The organism is Noviherbaspirillum galbum (genome assembly GCF_010974945.1).
Classification (GTDB): domain Bacteria; phylum Pseudomonadota; class Gammaproteobacteria; order Burkholderiales; family Burkholderiaceae_D; genus Noviherbaspirillum; species Noviherbaspirillum galbum.
In genome coordinates this window covers 11,556-35,708 of sequence record NZ_JAAIVB010000041.1, presented here as the reverse complement: position 1 = coordinate 35,708, position 24,153 = coordinate 11,556, and the positions used below count along the sequence as shown (strand labels likewise).

22 protein-coding genes are annotated in these 24,153 nt (G+C 63.7%); 13 read left to right on the top strand and 9 right to left on the bottom strand.

The annotated features are described in order from the left end of the window. Nucleotides 1-5 precede the first annotated feature (5 nt). The gene (locus G3574_RS12735; protein WP_163963667.1) at nt 6-203 is read right to left on the bottom strand and encodes a hypothetical protein; all 198 of its coding nucleotides are present in this window, start codon (nt 201-203) and stop codon (nt 6-8) included. Nucleotides 204-476: 273 nt separating this feature from the next. Between G3574_RS12735 and G3574_RS12730 the strand changes: the two genes are divergently transcribed. Beyond that, nucleotides 477-2,942, top strand: a complete 2,466-nt coding sequence (locus G3574_RS12730; RefSeq protein ID WP_163963665.1) for a mechanosensitive ion channel family protein — start codon at nt 477-479, stop codon at nt 2,940-2,942. A gap of 6 nt (nt 2,943-2,948) precedes the next feature. Here the strand turns inward: G3574_RS12730 and G3574_RS12725 are convergent, their stop codons facing one another. After that, nucleotides 2,949-3,809, bottom strand: coding sequence for an ABC transporter substrate-binding protein (locus tag G3574_RS12725; RefSeq protein ID WP_407941668.1), 861 nt, complete (start codon nt 3,807-3,809; stop codon nt 2,949-2,951). A 358-nt stretch (nt 3,810-4,167) separates the two neighbouring features. Here G3574_RS12725 and G3574_RS12720 point away from each other — a divergent pair, with 358 nt between their 5' ends. The 8 genes from G3574_RS12720 (at nt 4,168) to G3574_RS12685 (ending at nt 12,219) form a co-directional block, all read left to right on the top strand. Further along, nucleotides 4,168-4,875, top strand: a complete 708-nt coding sequence (locus G3574_RS12720; RefSeq protein WP_205609773.1) for a PEP-CTERM sorting domain-containing protein — start codon at nt 4,168-4,170, stop codon at nt 4,873-4,875. A gap of 127 nt (nt 4,876-5,002) precedes the next feature. Next, nucleotides 5,003-5,401 carry a TetR family transcriptional regulator gene (locus G3574_RS12715; RefSeq protein WP_163963663.1) on the top strand — a complete coding sequence of 133 codons (399 nt, stop codon included), beginning with the start codon at nt 5,003-5,005 and terminating at the stop codon, nt 5,399-5,401. A 128-nt stretch (nt 5,402-5,529) separates the two neighbouring features. Further along, complete coding sequence (locus G3574_RS28800) at nt 5,530-6,075, top strand: DUF4399 domain-containing protein (protein WP_163963661.1); 546 nt, start codon at nt 5,530-5,532, stop codon at nt 6,073-6,075. Between the two features lie 104 nt (nt 6,076-6,179). Continuing rightward, on the top strand, nt 6,180-7,163 hold the full coding sequence (locus G3574_RS12705; RefSeq protein ID WP_163963659.1) for an MBL fold metallo-hydrolase: 984 nt from the start codon (nt 6,180-6,182) through the stop codon (nt 7,161-7,163). 81 nt (nt 7,164-7,244) lie between these two features. Next, the gene (locus G3574_RS12700) at nt 7,245-7,796 is read left to right on the top strand and encodes a GNAT family N-acetyltransferase (protein ID WP_235953369.1); all 552 of its coding nucleotides are present in this window, start codon (nt 7,245-7,247) and stop codon (nt 7,794-7,796) included. Between the two features lie 291 nt (nt 7,797-8,087). Beyond that, entirely contained in the window at nt 8,088-8,366 is a 279-nt protein-coding gene (locus tag G3574_RS12695; RefSeq protein ID WP_163963657.1) for a hypothetical protein, read from the top strand. Between the two features lie 60 nt (nt 8,367-8,426). Beyond that, on the top strand, nt 8,427-8,750 hold the full coding sequence (locus G3574_RS12690; RefSeq protein ID WP_163963655.1) for a hypothetical protein: 324 nt from the start codon (nt 8,427-8,429) through the stop codon (nt 8,748-8,750). A 154-nt stretch (nt 8,751-8,904) separates the two neighbouring features. Next, complete coding sequence (locus tag G3574_RS12685) at nt 8,905-12,219, top strand: DUF4214 domain-containing protein (RefSeq protein WP_163963653.1); 3,315 nt, start codon at nt 8,905-8,907, stop codon at nt 12,217-12,219. Nucleotides 12,220-12,226: 7 nt separating this feature from the next. Here G3574_RS12685 and G3574_RS12680 read toward each other — a convergent pair whose 3' ends face one another. After that, nucleotides 12,227-12,952: a Crp/Fnr family transcriptional regulator gene (locus G3574_RS12680; RefSeq protein WP_163963651.1), complete on the bottom strand. Its 726-nt coding sequence runs from the start codon at nt 12,950-12,952 to the stop codon at nt 12,227-12,229. Nucleotides 12,953-13,115: 163 nt separating this feature from the next. Here G3574_RS12680 and G3574_RS12675 point away from each other — a divergent pair, with 163 nt between their 5' ends. Continuing rightward, a complete protein-coding gene (locus G3574_RS12675) occupies nt 13,116-14,204 on the top strand; it encodes a sensor histidine kinase (RefSeq protein WP_268958883.1) in 1,089 nt (362 codons plus the stop codon). Nucleotides 14,205-14,221: 17 nt separating this feature from the next. On the opposite strand, the gene G3574_RS12670 is transcribed toward G3574_RS12675, so the two are convergent. The 5 genes from G3574_RS12670 to G3574_RS12650 all read right to left on the bottom strand — a co-directional run bounded on the left by G3574_RS12670 (nt 14,222) and on the right by G3574_RS12650 (nt 19,884). Then, nucleotides 14,222-15,040, bottom strand: coding sequence for a cysteine hydrolase family protein (locus tag G3574_RS12670; protein ID WP_163963647.1), 819 nt, complete (start codon nt 15,038-15,040; stop codon nt 14,222-14,224). A gap of 29 nt (nt 15,041-15,069) precedes the next feature. Further along, complete coding sequence (locus G3574_RS12665; protein WP_163963645.1) at nt 15,070-16,080, bottom strand: hypothetical protein; 1,011 nt, start codon at nt 16,078-16,080, stop codon at nt 15,070-15,072. Between the two features lie 173 nt (nt 16,081-16,253). Beyond that, on the bottom strand, nt 16,254-17,855 hold the full coding sequence (locus tag G3574_RS12660; protein WP_163963643.1) for a catalase: 1,602 nt from the start codon (nt 17,853-17,855) through the stop codon (nt 16,254-16,256). A 191-nt stretch (nt 17,856-18,046) separates the two neighbouring features. Then, nucleotides 18,047-18,871, bottom strand: coding sequence for an alpha/beta fold hydrolase (locus G3574_RS12655; protein WP_163963641.1), 825 nt, complete (start codon nt 18,869-18,871; stop codon nt 18,047-18,049). A gap of 134 nt (nt 18,872-19,005) precedes the next feature. Further along, nucleotides 19,006-19,884, bottom strand: a complete 879-nt coding sequence (locus tag G3574_RS12650; protein WP_205609772.1) for a LysR family transcriptional regulator — start codon at nt 19,882-19,884, stop codon at nt 19,006-19,008. A 166-nt stretch (nt 19,885-20,050) separates the two neighbouring features. Here G3574_RS12650 and G3574_RS12645 point away from each other — a divergent pair, with 166 nt between their 5' ends. Further along, nucleotides 20,051-20,833: a DODA-type extradiol aromatic ring-opening family dioxygenase gene (locus G3574_RS12645; RefSeq protein ID WP_163963637.1), complete on the top strand. Its 783-nt coding sequence runs from the start codon at nt 20,051-20,053 to the stop codon at nt 20,831-20,833. A gap of 58 nt (nt 20,834-20,891) precedes the next feature. Further along, the gene (locus G3574_RS12640; RefSeq protein ID WP_163963634.1) at nt 20,892-21,347 is read left to right on the top strand and encodes a DoxX family protein; all 456 of its coding nucleotides are present in this window, start codon (nt 20,892-20,894) and stop codon (nt 21,345-21,347) included. Nucleotides 21,348-21,377: 30 nt separating this feature from the next. Here the strand turns inward: G3574_RS12640 and G3574_RS12635 are convergent, their stop codons facing one another. Beyond that, nucleotides 21,378-21,740 carry a DUF3140 domain-containing protein gene (locus G3574_RS12635; RefSeq protein WP_163963632.1) on the bottom strand — a complete coding sequence of 121 codons (363 nt, stop codon included), beginning with the start codon at nt 21,738-21,740 and terminating at the stop codon, nt 21,378-21,380. 211 nt (nt 21,741-21,951) lie between these two features. Here G3574_RS12635 and G3574_RS12630 point away from each other — a divergent pair, with 211 nt between their 5' ends. Continuing rightward, complete coding sequence (locus G3574_RS12630; protein WP_163963630.1) at nt 21,952-24,150, top strand: hybrid sensor histidine kinase/response regulator; 2,199 nt, start codon at nt 21,952-21,954, stop codon at nt 24,148-24,150. Nucleotides 24,151-24,153: the final 3 nt, after the last annotated feature.

Sequence of the window (24,153 nt, the reverse complement as noted above, 5' to 3'; positions counted from 1 at the left end):
CTGCCTCACTTCAACGCGGCCTTCGCGGCCTCTTCGGGAGTCAATCCATCGTAGAACATGTCGGTGAACCACTCGACATTCTCTTCGATGTGTTCCTGTGCCTGCGGCAAGGTCGCGCCGCCGGCCACGAGGAAACCTTCCACCTGGGTGCACCACTCGATCAATGCGGCGGTTTCGGGGTCGAGCTTTTCTTTCTTGGCCATCGCCTCGTCCTTGATGGGCTGTGTCGGAAGGTCATTGTAGCAACTCGCCGGCTCCCCGGTGTTCCATAAGCTTCGTTGCCGCGATTCTTCTTTTTCGTGAATTTCCGGCAAGCCGCCCTCGTCTAAGCGGGCACGTGTCCGCTTTCCGCCATGAGGACTGCGCAACTCGCGCACCTCGGGCCTGCGAAGATTTTTGATGGAGAAACATTGATACCTGGAAAACGTCTTTTCCAACGTGCAAGCAAAGGGCTGCGGAGCAAGGCCAGCATCTTCATGTGGCCGCTGATCGTCCTGATCCTGTTCGGTTTCCAGACAACCGGATTCCCGCAAACGCCCCCAAAGCCATCGTTGCCTGCGGCAAACGCGCCATCCGCGCCGGCCCCGCCCGCGACGGCGGCACCCCAGCCCGTGCCGGTCTCCGACATCGCGGTCAAGGCGGAGGCTGCCCTGATCGCCATCCGCCAGCTGGAAAACCGGGGGCGGGTCGACGATGCCATCCAGACCGCAAGCGAAGACCTGCCGCCGCTGGAACGCGAGATTGCCTTGCGGATAAGGGAGGTTCGTCGCCAGCGTCTTTCAACCTATTCGCTCGAAAGCATTCGCAGCGTGGAAGACGAGCTGCGGGATGCGGAATTGCGCATTTCCCCCCTGCGCAAGGAGCTGACCCGCGCTGCCGTGCAGGTCGATCGCGACTTGAAGGAACTGGATGGGCAAAAGGCCGTGTGGGACGCCACCGCCAAGGCCGCAGCGGATGAAGCCGCGCCGCAGGACGTGCTGGAGCGCGTGCGTGACCTGCTCAAGTCGATCGACCGGGCCGGCAAGAGCGTGCTCGACGACCGCGCCAAGGTGCTTGCTTTGCTCGGCAAGGTGACCGACCTCGGGACGCAGATCGGGGACCTGAGGCGCATCCTGCAGGATGCCAGCGAACGCGCCGCCACGCGCCTGCTGTACCGCGACAGCGCCCCGATGTGGAGCCAGGCTTTCTGGATCGATCCCCTGCGGGACTTTTCCGCGGAAGCGCGCGAAAACATCCTGAACCAGGCGAACAACCTGGAAAGCTACGTACGCTCGCACGACCGGGACGTGGCGCTGCACGCCGCCACGCTCGCCAGCCTCTACCTGCTCTTCCTCGTGGTTCGCGGCCGCATCGGGAAGCTTGCGGAGGATGACGATGACCTCAAGGGCAACAAGGCGCTGTTCGACATGCCCGCCGTCGCGGCGGTGCTGCTCGCGATGCTGCTCAGTTCCTGGTTCTATCCCCGCGCGCCCAGGTCGCTGACGCTGATGATCGGGGTCATCGCGGCCGCGCCCATGCTGGTGTTCGCGCGGCGCGTGGTGGAGCGGCGCATCTACCAGGTGCTGTTCGCGGTGGTGGGATTCTTTCTCGTGGACCGGCTGCGGGCGCTGTTCGCGCCCCTGCCCGGCGTGCATCGCCTGATTCTCCTGTGCGAGGCGCTTGCCATGCTGGTCTTCGTTGCGGTGATTCATCGCCGTGTCCGTCGCGTCCGCGCTGGCATTGGTGGGATTGGCGTTACGGACGACGAGACGCCTGCCGAGCCAACGCCCAATGCCCTCGCGTGGCGGATGGTCGGCTATGGCAGGTGGATTGCCGGCGGGCTGGCGGTGACCGCGCTTGCGTGCGATGTGGCCGGCTACGCGCGGCTGGCGGACCTGGTGATGCGCGCGCTGATCGGCAGCGCCTATCTCGCGGTCGTGCTCTACGTGATCGCGCGCGCCGGAGAGGGCATGCTGCACGGAATGCTGTACCTGCCGCCGCTCTCCTTCCTGGCTGGCGTGCGCCGCCACCGCGCGCAGATCGCGGCGCGCACCAACCGCTGGGTGCAGTGGGCCGCCCTCGCTTTCTGGCTGGGCCTCACCCTCGAGGGCGCTGGACTGCGCCAGCGCCTGGTCGCCGCGCTCCAGTCGTTCTGGTCAACCACCTACCGCCTCGGCAGCCTGAGCGCGACGGTCAGCGACGTGGGCATGTTCGTGCTCATCCTCTGGACCACATGGATGCTGTCGAGGCTGTCGCGCTTCTTCCTGGAAGAGGAAATCTTTTCGCGCGTGCGCCTCGACCGGGGGCTGCCCTACGCGGTATCGACCACCGTTCACTACGTCATCCTGCTGTCGGGCCTGGTGCTCGCCCTGACGGCGATCGGCGTGGACATGACGAAGTTCACCATCGTCGCGGGCGCGCTCACGGTCGGCATCGGCTTCGGCCTGCAGAACATCGTCAACAATTTCGTCTCCGGCCTCATCGTGCTGTTCGAGCGTCCCGTCAAGGTGGGCGACACCATACAGATCGACGACATCGTCGGGCGGGTCCAGCACATCGGCATCCGGGCGACCGTCATCCACAGCACGAGCGGCGCGGGCGTGATCATTCCGAACGGCAAACTCATTTCCGACAAGCTGACGAACTGGACCCTGTCGAGCCAGCTGCGCCAGATCGCCGTGCCCGTGTTCACCAGGCCGGACATCAACGTGGCACGGCTCAAGACGACCCTGCTGGATGTTTCGCGCTGGAACAAAGAGGTGCTGGAAACGCCGCCGCCCGAGGTGCTGTTCATCCGGCGAGGCGTCGATGCCTTCGAGTTCGAACTCCGGATCTGGACCGGCGAGCTCGATGCCTGGCTCAAGGTAAGGAGCGACCTGATCACGGAAATCAACGAGGCGCTGGGCAACCAGGAACTGGCGGCGCAGGCATCGCCGGCGTCCACCCCGGCGCCGGCTTCTTGAGTCTCCCTACCGGCCTGCCGGCGGCGCGACCGCGGCGCCGTCGACATGATGCCTGCTCAGGGCACTGCCGACGAACCCGGAGGCCTTCATCTCTTCGATGAATTCGTTCAGGTAACGACTGCCTTCAGGGCGTCCCTTCGGCGTGGCCATCGCCTGGTTGATGACCATGAAGCGCCCCGGCAGCATCCGCAGGCCAGGGAAGCGTTTCTGGTCTGCTTCCAGCTGCTGCCTGACGCCCGCCGCCACTTCCATGGCATCCCGCACCATCGTGTCCACCACCGTAGGCGACGTCGGCGCGCGGACCAGCATGGCCTTCCTGATTTCGCGGGACAGGAACAGGTCGTATGCGCTGCCGGCGCCGACCACGATGCGCACGCCCTGCCGGTCGACGTCGGCGTTCTCCTTGATCGGCGAGGCGTCCGGCACCATGTAGGCGCCTTCGATGATGACGTAGGGAGTGGTCTGGTCCATGTCGGCGCCGCGCCGGGGATCGATCGCGACGAAAGCCACGTCCCATTCGTTCGCCTTGACGCCCTCCACCACTTTCCCCGCGGCCGGGTAGGTGACCAGCTCCAGCGGAACCCCGAGGCGCCGCGCGAGTTCGCGCGCGAGGTCCACGGAAACGCCGCGCGCTTCCCCTGTGGCCGCATCCTTCGTCGCCAGGATCGGATTGCCGAAATTGATTGCCGCGCGCAGCTTTCCGGATGGCGCGAGTTCCTTCGCCGCGGCGCTCGAAGCGGCGGATGACCTGGATGGCATCGATGACGTCGTCGATGCCGTTCCGCAGCCAGCCAGCGCGGCTGCGAGGCAAAGCGCGGCGCAGGCGCCGGGAAACCTGGTGATCGCGTGGAGTGCCTTGCCAAGCATGCTTGTCCCCTTTTCTGGCGGATTGAAGGTCGAGGTTGGTCCAGCGCCATGATAGTGCATCCCGGGTTGCGGATGCGTTTTGGCTTGGCGCGGGAGGCGCTGTCGATTTTCTTTACGCGTTTTTGCCCGAACTTGGGGAAATCTTCCTAAGTAACTAATTAGTAACGACTTTTATTGCTGACACACATCATTTAATGGCAAAAAAACGGCGTCCCGTCGATGAAACTAACAATTTCTATTCGAGTTGGAACAACCCGGTTTTAAGTGCTTGTTTTGTCTAAAATTAAACATTAGGAACGGCTCTTGCAAATGTTCGGTCGGGACTCTTCCCATAAACCCGAACACACTGGAGCTAACAATGACGACTCATCTCCAAGCAGGGCGGCGGTTTGGACAAGTATCGCGCACCCTGAAAGGCCTCACCGGGGCCCTCCTTCTGGCCAGCATTCCCGTTCTCAGCCAGGCAGCCACCTTCACGATCAACTTCGACAACGCCGGCGCTTTCTCGGGCACGCCGCCCAGCCAGCCCGCGGACCCGAACGCCGTCTATGCGACCGCCACCTTCCAGGACACGGGCGCCAACGAAGTCACGCTGACCATGTCGGTCATGAACAATATCCTGTCAGGCGCCTACGTCAATGACTGGTACTTCAACGTGGCCGGCGTCAACTTCAACCAGCTGACCGAAACCTTCGTCTCCGGCGTCCAGGCATTGACCGCAACCGACAGCTCGAACGCCTACAAGGCGGACGGCACCGGCGGCATGTTCGACGTGTACTTCGGCTTCGCCACGTCGAACCCCGGCCAGCTGGCCGCGGGCGCCACGTCCGTATACAAGTTCACCGGCAACGGCTTGACGGCCAATTCGTTCAACTCGCTATCCGTGCCCGACAATGGAGGCGGCGGCAATTACGTCGGCGCGGTGCACGTGCAAGGGTATAGCAGCAGCGTCTGGCTGTATGGCAACCCTCCCCCGGTGCGCGTGCCTGAGCCGGTGCCGCTGGGCTTGCTGGGACTCGGCATGCTTGGCATCGCGATCAGCAGGCGCCAGAAAAAACGCTCCTGAGGCCGGACGGCGGTTGCCGTCGGCGCCAGGCCTTGCCGGGATGGCAGGGCTTGGCGCCTCGGAGCGCAGTGACATCGATCGTTGCTAGTTAGCGTTTGCTCTTGTTTGCACTGACAAGGAGAGGGACGTGGCGAATCAGCGTAAGACTCCAGAAGCCCGGGCCAGGGATCTGCGCCTGGCCATGCATCGCATCCAGGAAGGGAAGGCGCTTACCGGCGCCAGCAAGTTGACGATCGCGGCCGTGGCGCGGGAAGCCGGGGTGAGCGCGTCCTTGATTCACAACCGCTATCCGAAGATCGCGGAAGACATCAAGTCGAACAGGCAGGTGCAGGTCCGGGCGCGGGGCGCAAGCGATGCCGATTCGGACGTGCTGGAATGGGAACGGGAAAAGAACGGCTTCCTCAAGACCGAGCTGGCCATGATGCAGGAGGTCCTCGCGAAGCTTCAGGAGGTCAACGCCGAGCTGACCTACGAGAATGTCCGGCTCAAGGTGCAAGGCATGAAAAAGGAAATCGATCCGGGATGAATCGGAAAGTGCGCCAGCCTTGGCCGGGGCCAGGCTTGCAGGATTGATTTTTCTCAATAACTCAAAACTTCGGCAACCAGTTTGTCCAAGACAAATTATAATTCCCCCAGGAAAAACAGGGGGAGTCCGTGCATACCAAACTTCAACGATCATGCGCCGCCATCGCGGTCATCGCTTCCTTTGCCTGGCATGGCGCCGGCGCGAACGATCAGTCGCCTGGCTTCGGCTCGGCGTCTTCCGCCACGATCAACACCGAGTCGGTCATCAGCAGCCTCAGCGCCTTTGACCGGACCAGGCCGTTCCCGGTGGCGGAAAAGGCGGCATACTTCGTCAACATCAAGGATGGCGACCGGGTAAAGTCGCCGTTCCGCGTGGCGTTCTCCGTCACCGGCATGGGCGTCTCGCCCGTCAAGGCGGGCAAGATCGACGGCACCGGCCATCATCACATCCTGATCGACCTTCCGCTGCCGGCCGACATCAAGCAACCCATCCCCTTCGACAAGCCCGACGAATACCAGAAGCAGCGGTACAAGCATTTCGGCAAGGGAGAAACCGAAGCCGTGCTCGACCTGCCCGCCGGACGCCATACCTTGCGCCTCCTGTTCGCGGACCACAATCATGTTCCTTACTACATCGCGAGCAAGGAAATCACGATCGAGGTCCTGCCAAAGTAATCATCGTTGCCGGGCGCGGGAAACGCGCATCGCCGGCCGGTGGTAGATTGAATGCCCGCTTCACAACTTGAAAACCTGAAAACCTTAAAACCCTAGGGGGTGCAATGAATCGTTCGGTCCTGCTCGCTGCCTTGTCCGTTGCCGGAAGCCTGGCGTGTCTTCCCGTCTTCGCCCAATCCCAGAACGCCTCCCCTACCGTGAAGGTGACGCCGCTCGGCGGCATCGACGGGGAGTTCTGCGCGCAGGACCGGGCGCTCATCTTCGAAGATCCGAACGGAACGCGCATCCTCTACGATCCGGGCCGCACCGTCGCCGGCGCGAACGATCCACGCCTTGGGAAGATCGACGTCATCCTGGTCAGCCACATGCATGGCGACCACCTCGGAAACGCGCACCAGAAGGCCCTCAACGCGGGAAGCTGCGGATCGCCTGACATGTCGGTGTCGGCGATGCCCAATTCCAGCGCGGTCAACATCGCGCTGGCCAAGAAATCGAAGATCGTCACCGGCAGCGAAATGCCGCCGTTCTTTGCGTCGAAGCTCAAGGCGAACGGCGGCGATCCCGCCAACTCGGTGCTGGTGCGCTTCGGCGGCAATGTCACCATGGGTGGCGTTCGCATCGCGACCGTGCCGGCCCTGCACAGCAACGGCCTCGACCCGGACTACATCGGCGGCGACTTCGGCAAGGCCATGAAGGAGGCTGGCATCGCGGGCGACGTCGGCCTGGCGACGGGTTACGTGCTTGGCTTCAGCAATGGCCTGGTGGCCTACCTGTCGGGCGACACCGGCATCATGGCCGATCACGAGCTAGTCGTTCGCAACCACTACAAGCCCAAGCTCGCGGTGATGAACATCGGCGACGGCTTCACGACGGGACCGAACGAAGCCGCATACGTGATCAATGATCTCGTAAAGCCGGTCTCCGTGATCGCTTCGCATGCCAACGAGGTCGGCACGGTGAACGGCAAGGTCCGGCCGGGCAGCAAGACGGAAACCTTCCTCAAGGCCGTCAAGGTGGCGGCGCACGTTCCGCTGTCCGGCAAGACGATGGAGTTCGACGCCGACGGTAAATGCGCCGCAGGCTGCTGAAGATTGCGCACAACCCATGATGCCATGGCCGGGCCCGCCCCGGCCATGGCGTTTCCGTTTTCATGACCTGACTGGCCTGCCTTGAAATTCTCCCCGCACATCGAAACGCCGCGCCTGCGCATCCGACCCATCGACAAGTCGGACCTGCCCGGACTCATGGCGGTCAACGGCGATGATGCCGTCACCCGCTTCCTCCCTTACGCAAGCTGGCAAAGCCTTGCCGATGCCGAAGCGTGGCATGACCGGGTGCTGGCCTATCAGAAGAACGGCGACACCTTCCAGTTCGTCATTACCCTGCCGGATGGCACGCCCATCGGCACCTGTCTTTTGTTCAAGCTGGTGGAAGCGAGCGCGCGCGCCGAGCTGGGCTATGCGCTGGCCCGCGCCCATTGGGGAAGCGGCCTGATGTACGAAGCCATCCATGCCTTCGTCGACCGGATCTTCCAGGACCTGCCGCTGCACCGCCTCGAAGCGGAGATCGATCCGCGCAATGCCGGTTCGGCAAGGTTGCTGGAGAAGCTCGGCTTCGTGCGCGAGGGCTTGTTGCGCGACCGCTGGCGCAACAAGGGGGAAACGACGGACGCCGCGCTTTACGGCCTGCTCAGGCCGGACTGGGAAGCGCGCCCGGCATGACAGGCCGGCATCGCTTCCTCGATGCCGGCGCACTCCAACTCGAAGCAAACCGCAACTGTCTGCAAACGACAGACACATTTCACTCCTTCCGTCCGGCGACACCCGACACCGCCGTGCCGCGCGCCATTGACTGATCGTCCACGCCTCCCTGGTTCTTTCAAAAATTCCTCAGTCATTTCAATGACTTGGGAAAATCGACCTGCATCATGCGCGGGCTGGCACGGCGCCTGCAATAGGGTAGACGTGCGCAACAGAATTGCTCACCAACCCAACCAACCAAGGAGATCCACCATGAAAGCACTGACCGTCACCGACCTGTCCTCCACTGCAACCCTCGACGCCCGCGCCATGGGCAAGGTTCGCGGCGGTACCGGCTACTACAACATGCCGGCCTGGTTCGGCCCGCAGTTCTCGGTGTCCGTGAGCGATGCGAACATCGCCGCCTCGCAGTCGCTCGGCCAGCAGCAGAACACGCTGGTCAACAACGGCAACAACGTCGCGTTCGCGTCCGGCATTACGTCCAACGTCAACCCGACCCAGAACGGCAGCAACAACATCCACATCCTGTAAGACAGCATCGCCAGACCTTCAACCACATACGCTCACTCGATCATTGCCAAGGAACCCATCATGACCGCTCTGCTCATCAAAGACATCGCCACTTCCTCCGACCTCGCCACCAAGGACATGGTTGCCGTATCCGGCGGCTGCGGAATGTCTCCGTCGTCCTGCTCCGTCCCCGTCTACACCGGCTGCGGCTCATCCTACGGCCTGCCCTACGGCGGACCCAGCTTCGGCCTGACGAAGAACGACATGAACCTGAACGTCGCCCAGCAGCTCGGCCAGTCCCAGAACACGCTGGTCAACAACGGCAACAACGTCGCCTTCGCTTCCGGCATCACGTCCAACGTCGCGCCCAGCCAGAACGGCAGCAACAACGTCAACCTGTTCTAAGCCGGCTCATCACCTGCTCTCCACCTCCGGCAGCGGAGCGGCGCAAGGCCGCTCCGCTGCCGTTCCCGTTCGAACAACATCCCACTCCTGCTTCAATTGACAAGGCCATGACAGGGTGTAACTATTTCCTCTTGACAATTTTTATCAAGAAGCCATGTCCCTCGTCTTCGAGCAGGAGCCGAACAACACCACGCCCAACACCCTGAAACTCGGGGACACGGTACGCGGCGTGGCGGCCACGATCAGCGACGTGGACCGGTACCAGTTCATCGCCTCGGCCGGCGGCATCCTGAAGCTGGATTTCGGCACGGCGAATTCCACGGCGAATGCCTGGAGCTACAGCGTCTCGATCTACGATGCCAACAACAAGCTTGTTGCCGGCGAAAACGTGGGCTATGGCTTCGGCAAGACCGTCAATGCCGTGCTGTCGGGCGCGGGCACCTACAAGGTTTATGTCTACGCCTCCAAGGATGGACTGACGGGCACCTACGACCTTACGGCGTCGATGGTCACCGGCACCACGACCCTGTACGAATCCGGCAAGAACACCACCCAGGCCGCCGCCGATACCATCGTTGCCGGCCAGTCCATCTCGGGCCAGCTCAACTATGGCTGGGGAAGCCGCTTCTACAAGTTCGCCACGACGTCGTCCGGCTCGCTGGAGCTGGACTTCACGCCGCCCAATGCGAATACCTACTCCACCTACGACGTCAACCTGCTCGACGCGGCAGGCAAGGTGGTCGCCACCGGTTCCACCGGCTCGGCCCTCACGCTTTCCGGAGGCAGGGTCACCCAGGGAGCCACCTACTACGTCGAAGTCAAGGGAAAGGGCTACGACAGCGGCAACTTCACGCTCTCCGAGCAGGTGCTGAATCCGGCAACGATCAGCTACAAGGCATTGACGGCGCAATCCGCGCAAACCGGCGAAATCAAGTCCGCGGCCAGCGACTACTACAAGGTCGATCTCGTGGCCGGCACGACTTACATATTCGGGGTGAAGGGATCGACCTCTTCTGGCGGAACGCTGGCCGATCCCAAGCTCACGCTCTTCGACGCCAACCTCCTGCAACTGGAGAGCTGCGACAACCTGCCGGTCTACACGACAAAGGCAGGCACGCTGGCCGATCCCCAGATCGGATTCACCGCGACCAGCACCGGCAGCTATTACCTGGCCGTCGCAGGTTCGTCATCGACGGGCACCTACACCATCACCGAAGACAAGGTCGGCACGGACACGGCCATCGCCAGCCTGCTCGACGGGGCGCGATGGAACGCCGGTTCGCCGCTCGGCACCCCGGTCAAGCTGACGTACAGCTTCCTCACGAGCACGGTCAACGGCTATGGCGGCTTCGCCATCATGACCGCCGCGCAGAAGGACGCGGTGCGCACCATCCTCGCGAGCTATGCGGCGCTGGCCAACCTCAGCTTCACGGAAGTCGCCGATTCGTCGTCGAGCCAGCTCAGGCTCGGCTGCGCCGACCTGCAGGGCACCGCGGAAGGCATCACCTTCTTTTCTTCCGCGCCATCGGGCGCCTACACGTCGAACAAGATCCTGATGGAAGTGGCGCGCTCCGACGCCAACTACGTCGGCGGAATGTACACCTATGAGGCGCTGATCCACGAGATCGGGCACAGCCTGGGCCTCAAGCATCCCGGCAACTACAACGGCAGCTCGGGCGTCGGCGAAGCCCCGTTCATGCCGCTGGCGCTCGACAACCGCAAGTTCACCGACATGTCGTATGTCAACGACCCATTGAGGACGGCATGGCATTCCACGCCGGGCTTGTACGACATCGCCAGCATCCAGTACCTGTATGGCGTCAATGCGGCTGCCGCGTCTCCAACCCAGAGCTTCACCGTCGGCAGCACGGCTCCCGAGTCCAGGACGCTGTTCTCGACGGCGCCAGGCGCCACGCTCGATGCCGGCAACCAGTGCAAGCCCGTCACGATTTCGCTCACGCCCGGCACGTTCAGCTCCGTCGGCGTCAACGCCGACGGAACGGCGGCGCACGACAACATTTCCATCGCCTTCGGTTCCACCTTCACCGGCGCCATCGGCGGCGCCGGCAATGACGTCATTGTTGGCAATGACCTTGGCGACCGGCTCGCGGGGGGCGCGGGAAACGACACCGTTACCGGCGGCGCCGGCGATGACACCATCGTCGACTTCAGCGGCGCCGACTGGCTGGACGGCGGCGGGGGAAAGAACACCCTCGCGCTCTCCGCCACGTCGGCCGACCTCAATGCCGCCGCCGATGCGCAGCTCGTCAACATCGCGGTGATCGACCTCGCCGGCGCCGCGGCGGGCGTGATTCTCGACCTGCATCTGCAGTCTGAAGCCATCGCCGTGAACGGCAGCGCGTTCAACGACATCATGACGCCCAGCGCCGGCGGCGGGAAACTTGCCGGCGGCGCCGGAGATGATGTCATCCTGGGCGTGGTGGCCGGCCTGGTGATCGATGGCGGCACGGGCACCAATACCCTGCGCGTCACGCAGACCTCGACCATCCTGAACGCCATGAGCGACGACCAGCTCGTCAACGTGCAGGCGGTGGACCTGAGCAATGCCGGCGCGGGCGTGACGCTAGACCTGCATCTGCAGACGGAAGCCATCAATGTCGTCGGCGGCGGCTTCGACGACACCATCACGCTGTCCCGGGGCGGCGGCAGGGTGGACGGCGGCTCGGGAAGCGACACGCTGCTCCTGGCCGGCAGCCGGACGCAGTTCAGCGTCACGCCGTCGGGCAGCGGTTACCTGGTAAAAGACAAGGCGGGCAGCCAGGCGAGCGCGACGCTGTCGAGCGTCGAAAAACTGAAATTCATCGACATGACGATCGCGCTCGGAACGGCGGTCGACGGCACCGCCGGCAACGACAAATTCAATGGCACGGCGGCGTTCCAGCGCTTCAGCGGCGGCGACGGCGTCGACCTGATCAGCTACGGCGGGAAGAAAGCCGACTTCGTGCTGGAAAAGACCGCGGATGGCTACACCGTATCGAAAACCGGCGGCGACGGCGGCGACACGCTGTCCGGCGTCGAGCGCCTCGTTTTCACCGATACCGCGCTTGCCTTGGACATCGATGGCAACGGCGGCAAGGTATATCGGCTTTACCAGGCCGCATTCAACCGCAAGCCGGACAGCGACGGCCTGGGCTGGCAGCTGAAGGCCATGGATGACGGCACGCCGCTGAACCAGATCTCGCAGAACTTCGTTTCTTCCGCTGAGTTCAAGTCCTTGTACGGAAGCAATCCTTCCACCGTGGCGCTCGTGAACCTGCTGTACCAGAACGTCCTGCATCGCACGCCGCAGCAATTCGAAACCGACTTCTGGGTGAACATCGTGGACAACGGCGTGCCGGTCAGGCAGACGGCGGCCGAAGTGCTGGCAAGCTTCAGCGAGAGCCCCGAAAACCAGGCGCAGGTCATCGGCTCCATACAGAACGGCATGGAATACCACTACTACGCCTGACGGGTGCCTAGCCCATCGGCTTGCCGAGGGCGCGCGCGAATTGCTTCCTCACCTGCGCGTAGCATTCGCATGCCGCTTCCTCCAGCCCCTTGCGGTCCAGGATGGTGACGATGCCGCGATGGTAGTCGAGCATGCCGGCTTGCTGGAACCGCCTTGCGATCAAGGTCACGCTCGGCCGGTGCACGCCCAGCATGTCGGCGAGGTATTCCTGCGTCAGCTGGAATTCATTGCCTTCCACCCTGTCGTGGCTGGCAAGGATCCAGCGTGCGAACCGTTCCTCCGTGGTGTGCAGGCGATTGCAGGCGACCGATTGGGAAACATGGCTCAGGTAGGCGCGGAAGAAACGGAACGAGAGGTTGCGCAATGCTCCGTCGCCATCCATCGCCCGCCTGAAATGCTCAGCCGGCATCCGCAGGCTGTTGCCGGGAATCTGGCAAACGGTGGTCTCCGTGGCCACCGTGCTGCCGGTAAGCACGTCCACCGTGGACATGCCTTCGTTGCCGATCGTGCCGACCTCGACCGCGGCGCCGTTCTGCATGACCGCGAGCACCGAGTGGCAGCCCGACAGCGGAAAATACACGTGCCTGATTTCCTCGTCGCGCCGGACGAGCACGGTCTTGGAAGGAGTGGGGAAATACTCAAGCGCGGGCTTGAGCACCTGGTATTCGGATTCCGGCAATTGCGACAGGATCAGGTTTGAACATGCCGCCGCCGTGACTGGTACGCCGGTCATGATGGCTCCTCAACACCGATGTTGACCATCGGACAATTCTCATTGTCTGTATATTTTCGTACAGACTTCCATGTCTAAAAAAATTACAGTCCGACTCCGAAGCTTGCGGCGGGAATGTTGAATTTTCCTAGAGATAGCGCAAGCCGATCGCAGAAAGGGATCAATGAGGCTGTCGGAATTTATCTTGAACAATATGGAGCACATCCTGCAGGGCTGGGAAGATTTCGCCCGCAAGATCCAGCCGCCCCACCGCTCCATGGATGTGCACGAACTGCGCGACCACGCGCGGGAAATCCTGGAGGAAGTCGCCATGGAACTCGCCAACCCGGACTTTGCGCGCAGCCGGGACGCGAGCGGCAACACTCCCGCGGAAATCCACGCCGACACCCGTGCGGTATCCGGGTTTTCCGTCGACCAGCTGCTCGCGGAATACCGTGCGCTCAGGGTAAGCGTCCTGGACCTCTGGTCGCGCCGCGAGAAGACGGCGACCTGGTTCGAGGTCGAGGACATGACCCGCTTCAACGAAGCGATCGACCGCGCGCTGGCGGAATCGGTGTCGCGCTATTCCGAGGGGCAGCACCAGGCGCAGGACGTCTTCCTCGGCATCATCGGCCACGACCTGCGCACGCCGCTTTCCGCCATCAGCCTGGGCGCCACCTACCTGATGCGCTCCGAAAATTCGGACAGCAAGCTGATCCAGCTCGGCTCGCGCATGTTCAACAGCGCCGAGCGCATGCAGGAAATCATCGACAACCTGCTCGACTTCGTGCGCAGCCGCAGCGGCCTCGGCATTCCCGTCCACCGCACCGAAGTCGACCTCGCCGTCATCGCGGAACAGATCATCGAGGAATTCCGCGTCTCCAATCCGGGCGCGGTGATTCATGCCGTGCTGGAGGGCGATGTCCGCGGAAGATGGGATGGCGCGCGCATCGGACAGATCTACCAGAACCTCATCGGCAACGCCATCCAGTATGGCGACGGCACGACGGTCACCGTCAGCACCCTGGCAAGGGATGGGGAAGCCGTACTGATCGTGCATAACGGCGGAACCATCATCCCGCAGGCGGTGCAGCCGCACATCTTCGATCCCTTGCGGCGCGGTCCTGAGCATGCCGGCAACAGGAAGAACATGGGACTGGGACTGTACATCGTCAGGGAGATCGTGATTGCGCACCACGGCACCATCGACGTGACGTCGACGGAAGAAGAAGGCACGACCTTCACCGTGCGCCTGCCGCGCCAGGCCGAGTAGTCCTCGGGAAGCGCGCCTCAGGAACGCAAGCGCCGGGCCGCCTCGTCGAGCCCGATGCGTTCCACGCCGCGGGCCGCAACGCGGTCGAAGAATGCCTGCTCCGCGGCTTCGAATCCGCTCACCGGGCTCATGCATTCCCGGATGAGCGCGATCGCGGGCAGCTTGCCCGCGAAGCGCGGCGTGAATCGCAGCAGCTGTTCCACGCTCGCCGCGACGCAATGGCTGGACGCTTCGCCCGCGACCAGCAGCAGGTCGGTCCCCGCGAGCAGGTCATGCGCGAGCTTGTGGTTGAAGCGCGTATTCTCTTCGCTGTCGACCGGGACTTCGGCCTCGAAAACGCCGTAGTGCTCGGACAGCGTGTATACCCCCTTGAGCACCTTCTTCGCCGGACGCTGCCGCTCGACTTTCCAGCTGGCGAGCCGGGCTGCCACCGCGTCGTGGATATTGTGTCCCCAGGTGCCGGTCACGCAGTGCACCGGCCACACCATCAGGCGGTAGCGGCCGCCGGCTTCGAGCTTGTCGAGCATGGCCAGCACGTCCCCGGCAAGGGCAGCGTCGCGCGGCATATACTCGCCGGCGCGCACCTGGGCCGCGGTCACCTCGGTGAAGGGCGCAACCTCGCCGCCGTCTTTCTTCTTCCAGAAGGTGGTGCGTTCCACCGCCACCGAGGCATGCGAATCCAGGGTGACGGTGATGCTCGCAAGCCGTTCGCCATGGTCCTGCATGAAGTCGGCGAGACGATGCATGTCCGCGTCCGCGCCGGCCACGGGCAGGGCCGCGCCGGGCACGTCGCAGAAGTCGTTCTGCGGGTCGATGATGAGCAGCCTGGCAATCATGCCTGTCCTTCCCGCGCCGGTGAATCGTCTCAGCTCATCGAGGGCAAGGCATAGAGCTGCGCCACCCTGCGCACGAGTTCCGAGGCCTCCGCCACGGGCAATTGGTAAGTGACGGGAACGCCCGTCGTGTGATGCGGCTCCAGCAGGGACCGCACGCAGGCTTCCGCCCTGCGCACATCGTATACCCGCGCCTCGCGGATGCAGGCATAGGAGCGCAGCATCTTCCAGGGCACGGTCAGCGCGGCGCTTTCCTCGCCGTCGCAGCGCACGGTCACCGCGACCAGGTCGGCGTCGAACAGGCTCTGGTAGAGACAGATGCGGCCGGGCTGGGGCGTGCCATGCTGCAACGAGGTTTTGGTGATGCCGATCTTCGCGTCGAGCACGCGGCTCATCATGTCGAGGCAGTCGATGAATTGCTGCAGGTGTTCGTTGAAGGTGCTCGACTCGAAGCAGAAACGCAGGTTCAGGTCCAGCACGCACGGTTCGCCGGCCTGCGTGCGCTTCTGTGCGCTGCGCACCCGCGCCATGATCGATTCGCCGATGCTTTCGTGGATCAGCAGGCTTTGCGCCGCCATGTCGCAGAGGTCTTCCTTGACCTTCACCATGTAGCCTTCGAGCTCGCGGCGCCAGGCTGGGCGCGGGGTCAGGTCGGCCGAGCGCGTCGGCAGGCGAGCTATCTCGTGCGCAAGCTGCCTTGCCTGCAAGTATGTCTCGGTCATGCTGCTTGCGACCTTGCCGAAGGCATGCATGCCGCCGTTCGCGATCTGCGTCACCTCCTCTGCGATGGCCGGGTTCATGCTTTCGAGATTGCTGGCGAGCCGCTCCACCAGTTCCAGGCAGTACGAGCCGAAACTGGGGAAGCTGGTCTCGGCCGGCATGCTGACCGGCCCGGGTGGATCCATCGTCGCGGCTTCCTCGACGGCGTCGCACAGGATTTGTCCAAGCAGCTCGTATTGCCAGCAAGGCCGGCGGGCTGCCACGATGGCACGGGCCGCATCGCTGAATCCGGCCGGTACCGACACTGTAGGTTGCGTGCTCATGCAAACACATTAGCACTCGCGCGCGCGCGTGCCTTTAGGCGACGCAAAGGCAGGGCAAGTCGTGTTTCGGTTTGGATAAGCTTGCCGCCGCGGAATTGATCGGACGCGAACCGGATTGCCCGCAAACAAAAAAGGGGCGCACAAGGCGCCCCCGGATGCCATCGAGCCCAGGCTTACTTCGCCGGAGCGGTTTCCTGCTTGCCGGCCTCCTCGCGCTGTCCGCTGGTATAGGTCGGCCCGCCGCGGTTCTGGCCGGGCGCCGGCTTCCCGGGAAGCGGCGGCAGGTCGCGCGCCTTGGACACATCGATGCCGGCGATCTGCGCCACGCGCCGGCCATAGTCCTCGTCGCAATGGAGCAGGTGCCACACCATGCGCAGCTGGATCGGCTCGGGGCAGGCCTTGAGATCATTGCCGACGTTGTTCACCAGGTCGTTGCGCTCCCAGTCCTCGAAGCTCCGGTAACGTTCCCCGGCCTGCTTGTAATCGTCCATCGTGCGCGTGGTCTGGTAGCGTCCGAGATGGCCTTCGACCCACTGGTGATAATCCTGCCTGGGCCTAGGCGCTTCCTTCAGGCCTCCCAGCATGCTCGGCTCGTAGTTGATGTGCTTGTTGGCGCCGCTGTCGTCGACGCTGAACGCCATCTGGCCGTCGCGCTGGTTGGTGCGGGCGCGGGCATTGTCGGCCGGCGCGTTGACGGGCAGCTGCAGGTAGTTGGGCCCGACCCGGTAGCGCTGGGTGTCCGAGTAGGACAACGTGCGTCCCTGCAGCAGCTTGTCATCGGAAAAGTCGACGCCGTCCACCAGCACGCCGGTGCCGAACGCGGACTGCTCGACCTCGGCGAAGAAGTTGTCCGGATTGCGGTTGAGCACGATGCGGCCCACCTTGAGCAGCGGGAACTGGTCCTCGGGCCAGCGCTTGGTCGGATCGAGCGGATCGAAATCGAGCTCGGGATGGGCATCGTCCGTCATGAGCTGCACGCACATGTCCCACTCGGGATAGTCGCCGCGATCGATGGCGTCGTACAGGTCGCGGGTGGCATGGCCATAGTCCTTTGCCTGGATTTCCGCTGCCTGCTCGGACGTCAGGTTGCGCACGCCCTGCTTCGGCTGGAAGTGGAACTTGCACAGGTGGGCCACGCCCTGGTCATTGACCAGCTTGTAGGTATTGACGCCAGAGCCTTCCATCTCACGGTAGTTGGCCGGGATGCCCCAGGGGCTCTTGACCCAGGTAACCATGTGCAGCGATTCGGGATGGTTGGCGATGAAATCGTAGAAGCGCCATGCCTCCTCGCGGTTGGATACCGGGTCGGGCTTGAAGGCATGGACCATGTCCGGAAACTTCACCGCGTCGCGGATGAAGAACACCTTCAGGTTGTTGCCGACGAGGTCCCAGTTGCCGTCCACGGTCTTGAACTTGATGGCGAAGCCGCGCGGGTCGCGCTTGGTCTCGGGGGATTCCTTGCCGCCGATCACCGTCGAGAAGCGCAGGAAGATGGGCGTCTGCGCCCCGAGCTGGTTGAAGATCTTTGCCCGGGTGTATTTCGATGCCGGCTCGTCGCCGACCTTGCCCGTGGGTTCGAAGAATCCGTGCGCGCCCGCGCCGCGCGCGTGCACCACGCGCTCGGGAATCCGCTCGCGGTCGAAGTGGGTGATCTTTTCGATGAACTGGTAATTTTCCAGGGTGGCAGGGCCGCGTTCGCCGACCGTGCGCAACGACTGGTTGTCGCTGATCGGGTGGCCCTGGCGATTCGTCAGTGTGGGTTGCTGGTCACTCATGTTGGTCTCCATGTCGCTCGTTGCTGCTCGTTGCTGCTTGTAGCTGCTTGTAGCTGCTTGTAGCCGCTTGTTGCTCTTCGTTGCCGATTGCCGCGCGTGGCGCCCGATGTCCGGAAAGCGGTCCGGTCCGCGACGGTTGCCCGCCATCACATCGTTGCCGTCCTCCCGGCGCGATCAAGGTCTTGGATGCCTCAGGACCGTAAAAAGTCCAGCATCAATGCATTTAGTTGCTGCGGATGCGTTGCGGCGAAGCCGTGGGGCGCGCCCTTGATGACCTCGAGCTTGCTGCCGCGGATCATTTCCCGCGAGCGGCTGCCTGACACCTCGATCGGCACGATCTTGTCGCTGTCGCCGTGGACAATGAGGGTGGGCACGTCGAACTTCCCGAGGTCGGCGCGGAAGTCCGTCATGCCGAAGGCCACGATGCACTGCTGGGTGGCGAGCCCCGAAGCGGCCCAGGCGATCCACTTGCTGAAGGCAATCAGGTCGGAGTCGCGCGCGGACGCCGCATCGAGGTTGTAGAAATTCGGAAAGAATTGCTGCAGGAAAGCGACGCGGTCCTTCTTCACGCCCTCGAGCATGCCGTCGAACACCGACTTGTCGACGCCATCGGGATTGTCATCTGTCTTCAGCAGGAAGGGCGGCACCGCGCCCAGCAGCATCGCCCTGGAAACGCGCTCCGTGCCGTAGCGGCCGATGTAGCGCGCCACTTCCCCGCCGCCCATGGAGAAGCCGGCGAGCGCGGCATCCTTCAGGTCGAGCTGGATCATGAGTTCGTTGAGGTCGTCGGCGAAGGTGTCGTAGTCGTAGCCGCCCGCGGGACGGCCGGATTCGCCGAAGCCGCGGCGATCGTAGGCGATGACGCGGTAGCCTGCCTCCGACAATGCCGTGATTTGGCTTTCCCACATGCGGTGCGACAGCGGCCAGCCATGGATCAGGACCACTGGCTGGCCTTCGCCTTGCTCGTAGTAATAAATCTTTGTGGAATGCGTTCCGGAGGTGCTTATCTTGGGCATGCTGGCTCCTTGCGAGAAAATTGCCGAAATCATCGACGGACGGTCGTGATGGGACCCGCCGGCAGCGATTTTGTTCTCTTGACCACGTTCAGTTTTTCCTCGGGGAATGGACGGCCGCTCGGGGCCTTGCAGGCTTATCCGCCTGGCGTTTCCTGCATTTCAGCCGCGAGGAAATCGACGAAGGTCCTGACCTTCGCGGAAAGGTGCCGCCTGCTCGGATAGACCGCATGGATGCCGAGCTCTTCCGAGGTGTAGTCTTCCAGCACCCGCTCCAGCCGGCCGGCGCGGAGATCGTCCTCGACGATGAACCTGGGCTGGAAGATGAGCCCGCCGCCGGCAAGCGCGGCGAGGCGCAGGATGTCGCCGTTGTCGGCCCGGATGGAGCCGGTGCCGCGCACGCTGACGATGCCATCCGGCCCCTTCAGCCGCCATTCCTCGCCCAGGCTCGCGAGGGCATACCCGAGGCAGACGTGCTTCGACAGGTCGGCAGGCACGCCCGGGCGGCCATGCCGCGCCAGATAGGAAGGCGCGCCCGCGATCACGCTGTGTACCGTGCCCAGCTTGCGGGCGATCAGGCCGGACTCGGGCAGCCTGGCGATGCGAATCGCCACGTCATACCCCTCTTCGACCAGGTCCACCTTCCGGTCGGACAAGGAAAGGTCCAGTTTTACCTTTGGATAGCGCGCGACGTACTGCGCCACCAGCGAACCCAGCCGGTGCAGGGCATAGGTCAGCGGCATGCTCACCTTCAAGGTGCCGCGCGGCTCTGCCGCCATGCGCCCGGCCACCTGTTCCGCCTCCCAGATGTCCGCCAGGATCTGCACGCTTCGTTCATGGAACGCCATGCCCGCTTCGGTCAGGCTCAGCCTGCGGGTGGTCCGGTTCAGCAGCCGCGTGCCGAGGTGGTCTTCGAGCGCGGCCACCGACTTCGAGGCCATCGCGCGCGACATGTCGAGCCGGTGCGCGGCGCCCGCGAAGCTGCCGCTCTCTACGACGGCGACGAACACTTTCATTCCAGCAACGATATCCATGATGGCGATTGTCAACCAAAGGGAAACGATGTGCTTATTCTAAGGTGGTTTATCTCTTCCTGGTTAGGCAATATAGTGATGTTCATGATGCAGCGCCCGCCGTGGTCCTGTCCGGAAAACGGCATCACCCGCTGCCAAGGAGATTGTCATGACCATGCCTTCGCTTTTCGTCTCGCACGGCTCGCCCATGCTGGCCATCCAGGACAGCCCGGCCCGCCGTTTTTTGCAGGACCTCGGGAAAACCCTGCCGCGGCCCAAGGCCATCGTCGTAGTATCGGCGCACTGGGAATCGCTGGGCGGCCCGGCCGTCAGCGCAGCCGGCGACATGGAAACCATCCACGACTTCGGCGGCTTTCCGGCGGCCCTGTTCGCGATCCGCTATCCGGCGCATGGCTCGCCCGAAGTCGCGGGCGAAGTCGCCCGGCAGCTCGAGGCGGCGGGATTCGCGGTCAAGGTCAGCCAGCAGCGCGGCCTCGACCATGGCGCGTGGGTGCCATTGATGCTGATGTACCCCGACGCCGACATCCCGGCATTCCAGGTGTCGGTGCTGCGCGGCGCGTCGGCGGCGGAGCACGAGCGGCTCGGCCGTGCCTTGTCCAGCCTGCGCGAGGAAGGCGTGCTGATCATCGGCTCCGGCTCGCTCACCCACAACCTGTACGAATTCCGCGGCCAGGGCATCGATGCGCCGGTCGCGGACTGGGTCAGCGAGTTCGGCGACTGGATGCAGGACGCGCTGCTGCAAGGCCGGCGCGAGGCCCTGCTCGACTACAGGCGGCAGGCGCCGCACGCGGCGAGAAACCATCCCACCGACGAGCACCTGATGCCGCTCTACGTCGCCATGGGCGCAGGCGGCGAAAACCCGAAGGCCCGCCGTCTGCACACGAGCGTCGAGTACGGCGTGCTGGCGATGGACGTCTACGCATTCGCCTGACTGCCATCAACCTGACTTTTAACGTGTCGGCTTCGACACCAACAATGGAGGAATCATCATGCAAACCGTCTTCTCATCCACCGCGCAACGCGCGTCCGTCCCTGCCACCATCGCATCGAGCGAGGATGCAGGCAAGCTCGTCCTGCGCGCGGCGCTCGCCGCCCTGCTTCTCTTCCATGGCGTCTCCAAGCTGGTCGGAGGCGTGGGCTTCATCACGGGCATGCTCGCCAAGGCCGGACTGCCGCCAGCAATCGGCTACCTCGTGTATGTCGGCGAAGTGGTGGCGCCGCTGATGATCCTGCTCGGTATCTGGACGCGCGCCGCTTCCCTGGTCGTTGCCTTCAACATGATCGTTGCCGTCCTGCTGGTGCATACGGCGCAGTTCTTCACCATGTCGCAGACCGGCGGCTGGGCGCTTGAACTCCAGGGACTGTACTTCGCCGGTGCGATCGCCGTGGCCCTCCTTGGCGCGGGCCGCTACAGCGTGGGCGGCGCGGCCGGAAAATGGAACTGAACCGGGAACTCAAGAAGCAAGGAAGTCCGCTCAGTCTTTCTGCGGATCGTGTCCCCAGTTCATGAGGGAATAACGCCAGTCGCTCGTCGCGGGATCGCTCTTGCTCGGTCCCTGCGCCATGTGACGGTGAATGTAGCCGACGACCTTGCGCATGTGCGCAAGGTCGTCTTCGTTCAGGTCCTGGACGCGACGATGCAGCAGGTCGATGATGCGCCGGCCGGAGTGGTGCCCTACGGACTCACCGTTGCCGTGCTTTTGGCCCACGCGTTTCGAATCTTCGCTGTCGAGCCACTTCTCGAGCTGCGACGCGGTCATGTTGACGGCATCCTTGAAGTCCGCGATCGTCTGGCGTCTGGCGGCGTCATGCTCGTTCGTGCCTGCATGTTTGCTCATGATGGTTCCTCCAGGAAATTGGCGAAGTGGTGTTTGCTACTGTCTTGGACAAATCGCATCGAAAATGTTTCGTCCTTCGCCGGTCCTGCAAACACCGGATGAAGCTTTCCTGCCATCAATGACATCTTTCCCGGGGGAACCGGGTTATCCCATGGCGGACGCTGCCCCGGCGTGAATCCGTATACACTTTTGCGCATCCTTGGGAATTCAAATGCGCATTCGAACCCGGCTTCTGGTCCTTGTCCTTTCCGTACTCGTTCCGGCTTTCATCGCGGCGATGTTTGCCGTCTGGTTCGTGTACACGGAACAGCAGGACGCGCAGCGCAAGAGCGTTGCGGAAACCTCGCGCGCCATGGCATTGCTGATCGACAAGCAAATGCAAACCACCGAAGGAACGTTGCGCGCGCTCGCCACCTCTCCTTCGCTTGCCACTGGCGACCTCGCCGCCTTCCACGCTCAGGCGCGCAAGCTCGTTCCCACCGATACCTCGGTCGTGGTCCTCAACGATCTCGGCGGCAAGCAGTTGCTCAACACCCGCCTGCCCTTCGGCACCGTGCCCGCCAAGGGCGGTTCCAATCTGGCGGAGTTGCGCCGGCAGGCCGGCCCCGAGCGCACGATCATTTCCGACCTGTTCTTCGCGCCGGCCGGCAAGCATTACGATTATGCCGTCCAGGTGCCGGTCGAGATCGACGGGCAGGTGCGGTATTACCTGTCCATGGGCATCATGGTGTCGGAACTCCGCGCCTTGCTGAACCAGCAGAAAGTCCCCACGGGGTGGATCGTTTCCCTCAGCGACCGCAAGGGTGTGGTAGCGACACGCTCCGACGAGCCGGACAAATATGTCGGCACCTTCGTGCGAGAGGCTCTGCGGCAGAAAATCCTGGCCGGGATGCGCTCGGGCCTGCATTACGGCGTGACCCTGAGCGGCACGCCCACGGCGGCTTTCTTTACCCGTGCGCCGCTCTCCGAATGGACGATCGTCGTCAACGTCCCGCTCGCGGAGATGCGCCGGCCCGCGATGTACGCCGCCGCCCTGCTGAGCGGCATCATGCTTTTCCTGTTTGGCGCGGCCATCTTCGCGGCGCGGTGGTACGCCAGGAATACCGCGGAACCGATCGAAGAACTTAGGCTTGCCGCCGAAAAGCTCGGGCGCGGCGAACAGCTGGTGCCCACGCCGTCCGGCCTGGTGGAAACGGACGCGGTGGGCTTCGCGATGGTCAACAGCAGCAACCAGATCATCCAGAGCCGCGTCGAGCTGGAACTGCGCGTGGCAGAAGCGGTTGCCTCGGCGGAACGGGCGCAGCGCGCCCTCCTGCAGGCGCAGAAGCTGGAGGCCCTGGGCAGGCTGACCGGCGGCATTGCCCACGACTTCAACAACATCCTGCAAACCCTGTCGACGTCGCTGCAGCTCATCCAGTTCACCGACGACCGCGAACGCATCGAGGCGCTGCTGGAGACCTGCGACAAGGCGATCGACCGCGCGACCGTGCTGACCGGCCAGATGCGTTCCTTCGGCAGGATCCAGGATGCCCGCCTGCAGACGGTGCGGCTCGACGAAACCATCAGCGCCGCCATGCCCTTGTTCGCCAGCGCCCTGCCGAGCAACATCGAGCTGATCGTTCAGGCGGATGACGCGCCCTGGCCCGTCACCATCGATCCCCTGCAGTTAGAGCTGGCCCTGCTCAACATCGTGATCAATGCACGCGATGCCATGGCGAACGACGGCTGGGTGAAGATCGCGGTCAGCAACCAGGTCATCGCCAGGCAATCCGGCAATCTCGCGCCAGGCGAGTACGTCTGCATTGCCGTCACGGACAATGGCCATGGCATGAGCGCCGAGGTCCTGTCCAAGGCGCTCGATCCCTTCTTCACGACCAAGGGCGTCGACAAGGGATCCGGCCTCGGCTTGCCGCAGGCGTACGGATTCGCCACCCAGGCCAGAGGCACGCTCGTCGTCGACAGCGCCGAAGGAAAAGGCACGACCGTCACGATATTCCTTCCGCGCGCCGCCGACCACGCGCCGCCGGCGCTTGCGCGGGAACGGGCGCGCCAGCCGTCGTCCGCAGCGGGCACGCTGCTCTTCGTGGAGGACGATGCGCTGGTAAGGGAGTCGGTCGAGCCGGCGCTGAAGGCGGCAGGCTTCCAGGTGATCGTTGCCGGCAACGGCGAGGAGGCGGTTTCCTGCCTTGAATCGGATCCATCGATCGACATGGTCTTTTCGGACATCATCATGCCGGGCAATGTCAGCGGCATCGACCTGGCGAAGATGATCAAGATTCGCTACCCGCACATCCACATCGTGCTTGCCACCGGCTACAGCGATCGCCGCGTCGACATTCCCGGCGTGCAGCTGCTCGCCAAGCCCTACAAGATCACGGATGCCATCCAGCTGCTGACGGTCGACGCCTAGCGG